Here is a 5054-nt window from a genome sequence, read left to right as displayed (position 1 = left end):
ACCGATCCTCTTTACGGCTTTAGAATAGGGCTTACCGGGCAGGGCTGGTTGATGCCGTATCACGTAGGCTCAAGCAATAAGATCGCCTACGATAAGGAGTGGTATACTAAAGGTGCGGTATTATCGGAATTATACCTAGGATACGGCATAGGAAATACCGATATAAAGGCGGGTAGACAATATGTCGTTACTCCGCTCGTTGCTGGCAACTATACGAGAGCGTTTAAAGAGGCTTTCGAGGGCGTGGCGATATCTAACAAAGATATCCCCGATACTACCTTGTGGGGCGGATGGTTTTATAAATTCCAAGGAAGGAGTAAAACCGCTATGGGCGCTCTGGCAGGCGAAGGAAAGGCTCCTTTATTTAAAGATAGAGTGATTCTGGGTAATATGACGGGTCCCGTTACCGTAAAATTTGAAAATATCTTCTCCGCATACGTTCAAAACAAGTCCTTGCCTTATACTACTTTAACCGGCGCTTACGCAGCGGTAACGGACGTTAAACCTGCTAACGCGTTAAAAGACGGCGACGTTAGCTTGTATCTTGCCGAGGCAAATGTAAAAGTGCCCGTAGGCGAGGTTTTAAAGCTGGGATTTGATCTTAACTACAAAGGCTCGCGCGTGGACGGAGGGCTGGAGCCAAGAAGGCTTGACGGCGATATGTTCGGCGCAAGAGTCTCGGTTAGCGAGTTTTTCGGATTCGGTCTATCGTATGCCTATACGACCGTTAGCGATGATGATGCCGTTATTTTAGGCGTCGGCAACGGCCCGGGATCATACACTGCGCTGCCTATTAGAGGTCCGTTCGTCTTCACGGGATATGCGGGTATGGATACGCACAAGATCGTGCTTGATTATAACTTCGGCGCTATCGGCTTGGACGGCTTCAAAACCGCGCTACACTACGTAAAAGGCGATCAGGACAGAGTAGGCGGCACGAATAATATCAATGCTAGCGGGGCTGCGGGTCAAGCGGTCGGCACCAGCATGGACGTAGAGGGCTGGGCGATAACGGCAAACTACGCTCCTAAGGCCGTGAAGGGGCTAAGCTTGGGCGTAACTTACACTGCGCTTGAGAGAAGCGACCACTACGCTAGCGGCGTAAATAGAAAGTTCGACGAGAACGAGATATGGTTACAAGCTGCGTATAAATTTGATCTAAGCGGCGACTAAAGCTTTAAAGAGCGGAGTATTTTCCGCTCTTTCTCATCCGTATCATTCTGCCTCATATATGACGCAAAAAAGGGCGTTTGAACCCGAAAAATTTACTCTTTCTCATCTGCATTATCAAGCGAGCCCTTTCTTGTTAAATGCTTTAATCTAAACTCTCTAAATTTACACGGACTCTTAAATTTAATGCAGCAAGGGCTAAATTTAGACGATAAATTTAAATGATAGATTCGGCGAAACTTAGAGAGATGAAATTTTAAATTTGCCGATCCGATCCGCTAAATTTTAAAATTTCAAAGCCTCGCTATTAAATTTAACGCAGCTATTTAATCTAGTAAAATTTCAGCAGCATTTCGTAGAATAAGCGCACTGTATATCTGACATCGGCAAACTGATGTTTGTCTTTAAGTCCTTAATATAGCGGGCATTGACTGCGCCCTAGTATACGGCGCTAATATCAAAAAAAGCGATGATTTTTGCACGGTTTCTTTCGATGAAATTTAAATTTGGATAAATTTTAAAGCTCGTCCGAAAGGCGTAAAATAGATGAGAAAAGATAAAATTTTACTTGCCAGATCAGGCGGAATAAAAGCGAGAAAAAATTTAACTTCGCTGAATTTAACTCGCCGCGGATCAAATTAAGCCCTAAATTTGAGCTTTAAATTTAACCCGCGGCGGAGCATGAATTGAATCGCGAATTGAAACGCTTATAATCCCAAGGCGTTATTTCTTCGCGCTAGAAGCGTCTATAAAGGCCTGCTCTTCGGCGCTCGGTTTATACTCGTCGCCGAAAAATCCCTTCTTCGCCTTGATCTTTTCTTCCATCATCTTCTTTTCGTAAATTTTATACGTCGGTCGCCAGTACTCTAGGTAGTTGCGAAGTCCGATGCCGTGGCCCGCGCTTACGTGGCAGCTCGCGCATTTGAGCTCGCGTTCGGTGCCTAGGAGCTTTTTGTAGTGCGCGTGCATGCGTTGCGCCTGCTCGGAGGTGATCTTGCTGTCGATCACGGTGGCGTGGCAGCTCGTGCAGCCGTTGTCAAACACATAGTGCTCGCGGTTTTTGCGCCTTGCGCTCCAGTCGTATTTCTCAGGCTCGTCGAAGAAGTGCGAGTAGCCCTCCAACACGCCGTTTTTGGCCTTTTGATAGACGTATTTTACGATATTGTCGTGCGGCAGGTGGCAGTCGACGCATTTGGCTTTGACGCCCGTTTTGCCCTTACCCGAGTGGACATCGTCTTGATAGGCGATCACCATCGGATCCATCTCGTGGCAGACGTCGCAAAATTTATCGGTGCTTGTTTTCTCAAGCGCGTAATGCACCGGCACGACGACGAAAAACCCTATAATGCCGCTTATTAAGATGATAAGCGCTAGTAATTTTTTAGAAATTCTCATGGTGTCACCCCCATCCATTGCGGCACTTCGTGCTCGTGGCATTCGGTACACATATTCGTAGATGCCTTGTGCTCGTTGTGGCATTCGTCGCAGTATAGCGTAGGACCGTCGTGGACGGAGTTGTGCGGATTGGCCTTGAGCGTATCCATAAATTTAAGCCTCAAAGCGAGCTGCTTTTTGTCGCCGTGGCAGCTGATACAGCCCTTGTCGCCGATGCTTTTAAATTTAGACGGATCGCTTCCTTGATTTATGTGGCAATCGACGCAGTCAAACGACAAATACTCGTGATGAGGTTTGATTTTGTATTTTGCCCGAAGCTCATCTGAAACGACTATGTCCGTGGCGTTGGCGTCGTTGGCAGACGGCGCGCCGAACAAAGTCGCGATGATACAGCACAGAAACAGCGCCGTAAAACTGATTTTTTTCATTTGCAACCTTTTAAAAAACTGCCTTGCCGGTCCGCTTTCGCTACCGGCAAGGCTTTAAAGAGCTTACGCCCAGGCCTAGTTAGGCGATCTGCTCGCCCGCGATCATTCCGAAAACTATGCAGTCTGTGATCGCTACGGTGCCTAAGCGGCTAGCGCCGTGAGTTCCGCCGGTGATCTCGCCCGCAGCCCAGAGGCCTGGGATCGGTTTATTCGTCTTAGATGATAAGACCTCGGCTTTGGTATTGATTTTTAGGCCGCCCATAGTGTGGTGAGGCTTCGGTGAGAGACGGATGACGTAGAAAGGTCCCGCTTCGTTGATCTCGCTAAGCGCGCTTTCTTGCTTGCCGAACTCATCTTTTTTAGCCTTAACGCCTTCGTTGTATTTTTTGACGCTCTCTTTTAAGGCATCCGCAGGCACGCCGTATTTACTGGCGATCTCATCTAGACTCGCGCATTCGCCCACTAGCTTGCCGCTTGCCATGCCTTTAGAAATAACCTCTTCGCTTAGGTCTTTAAACGCCATTTTGGTATCGGCGAAGGTTATCGGATAGGCTTTTGGATCCTCGCGTAAAATTTTAAACTCCGCGTCCGCGCGGGTCTTGCGGTCTGCAAGCTCGTTCATAAAGCGCTTGCCGTTGCGTACATCCACGGCGATACCGTATTTAAAGGTGCCTTGCTGAGTTAGGATCGGAGCGGTGCCGAAGCCCTTCTCATCTGGGCTCGCCCACGGACCGAACTGGATCCAATCGACCTGCACCGGATACGCGCCGATTTCAAAGGCTTTTAGTAGCACGCCCGCGGTAGCTCCCGCGTGATTTGTACTATCGACGTCATCAGGGATGCGCGGATCTTGAAGCTTGCGGAAAATTTTATCGCGGCAAAAACCGCCGGCTGCCAAAACAACGCCTTTGTTTGCTTTTAGCGTCTTTTTCGTGCCGCTCGTGTTTTCTAGATCGTCGCTGTAAAGCTTATCGTCGAACCTATACTCTTCTCTGATCGTTATACCCACGACGCGGCCGCTGTCGTCTAGCACGAAGTCGTCAAATTTGGCACGGCGGCGAAGCTCGCAGCCTTTGTCTTTTAGCGCTTCAAATTTCTCAAGCATCGGCTGGATGTAGCCTGAGCCTGAGTCGTTTGTAGTTAGCAGCGAGCGAGCGACCGTGTGACCGCCGAAGTGTGCGCAGTGCTCTTTGAACTGAACGCCGTTTTCAATTAGGAAGTTATACGCATCCATACCGCGATCGACCAAGGTCTCCAAAAGTTCGGTGTGATTGATACCAAGACCGGCTTTTAGACAGTCGGCGATGAATAGCTCTTTGCTGTCTTTGATGTTGGTTTTTGCTTGCACCGGGTTGTTTGCGACCGCCATACCGCCGCCGTTGATTACGGAGTTACCGCCGATGCGACCCATTTTTTCCAGGATTAGTACCTTGCTGCCTTTTTGCGCCGCTTTTAAGCCTGCCGCAAGCCCCGCAAAGCCCGAGCCGATGATGATCACGTCCCACTCTTCGTCAAATTTGACGTCTTTTGCGTTTAACGCGCTTGCTTGCGCATTTACAGCACCAAGTGCTAGCGCACCTGCACCCACCATACCTAGCTTTAACAAGTCGCGTCTTGACATTTGCTCTTGCATACATTCTCCTTTGGATGAAATATCATAACGGCATTATAATTATAATATCGTGAGTTTACTGTGAGTTTTATTAAAAATTTGCTCTACCATAAATATCCCTAAATTTAGGGGATTTAATGTAAATTTGACTAAATAGATATGAATTTATGAGATTTTATTTTTAAGATTTATCAAGATTTTTCTATTAAGGTGTAATCTTTTATGTAATTTTATTTTCAGATTGTAGAGTGTGATCAAATTTGACAAAATCCGATCGCACTCAAATTTCGCTTTTTACGAAAAATCGCAAAATTTAAGCTAATTTCAATATTATTTTGGGTAAATTTCCATTTTTCGGTCCCGTAGCTCAGTTGGTAGAGCACTACCTTGACATGGTAGTGGTCGATGGTTCGAGTCCATTCGGGGCCACCATTTTGCTTCTTTTGATT

4 protein-coding genes and 1 tRNA gene are annotated in these 5054 nt (G+C 47.3%); 2 read left to right on the top strand and 3 right to left on the bottom strand.

Going from position 1 to position 5054, the window contains the following annotated elements; translation table 11 throughout:
* Positions 1 to 1173: OprD family outer membrane porin (locus tag Q0314_RS04515; protein WP_298056985.1), on the top strand; the 1173-nt coding region annotated here is incomplete at its 5' end.
* 720 nt (positions 1174 to 1893) lie between these two features.
* On the opposite strand, the gene Q0314_RS04510 is transcribed toward Q0314_RS04515, so the two are convergent.
* From Q0314_RS04510 to Q0314_RS04500, 3 genes are all read right to left on the bottom strand, one after another.
* Entirely contained in the window at positions 1894 to 2565 is a 672-nt protein-coding gene (locus Q0314_RS04510; protein WP_297962964.1) for a NapC/NirT family cytochrome c, read from the bottom strand.
* On the bottom strand, positions 2562 to 2993 hold the full coding sequence (locus Q0314_RS04505) for a cytochrome c3 family protein (RefSeq protein ID WP_298056982.1): 432 nt from the start codon (positions 2991 to 2993) through the stop codon (positions 2562 to 2564). Before Q0314_RS04505 ends, Q0314_RS04510 begins: the two co-directional genes overlap by 4 nt.
* A gap of 79 nt (positions 2994 to 3072) precedes the next feature.
* Complete coding sequence (locus Q0314_RS04500; RefSeq protein WP_298056980.1) at positions 3073 to 4626, bottom strand: flavocytochrome c; 1554 nt, start codon at positions 4624 to 4626, stop codon at positions 3073 to 3075.
* Positions 4627 to 4961: 335 nt separating this feature from the next.
* Here Q0314_RS04500 and Q0314_RS04495 point away from each other — a divergent pair.
* Positions 4962 to 5037 (top strand) — tRNA-Val (locus tag Q0314_RS04495).
* Positions 5038 to 5054: the final 17 nt, after the last annotated feature.

It is taken from the genome of uncultured Campylobacter sp., from assembly GCF_938040115.1.
Taxonomy (GTDB): domain Bacteria; phylum Campylobacterota; class Campylobacteria; order Campylobacterales; family Campylobacteraceae; genus Campylobacter_A.
Note: the sequence above shows the minus strand (reverse complement) of the source record. Positions and strands in the feature narration are given on the sequence as shown.

Bases quoted from the DNA above. Each gene is read 5' to 3' on its own strand.
- Q0314_RS04500 (WP_298056980.1), bottom strand. From the start codon at position 4,626: ATGCAAGAGCAAATGTCAAGACGCGACTTGTTAAAGCTAGGTATGGTG.
- Q0314_RS04510 (WP_297962964.1), bottom strand. From the start codon at position 2,565: ATGAGAATTTCTAAAAAATTACTAGCGCTTATCATCTTAATAAGCGGC.
- Q0314_RS04505 (WP_298056982.1), bottom strand. From the start codon at position 2,993: ATGAAAAAAATCAGTTTTACGGCGCTGTTTCTGTGCTGTATCATCGCG.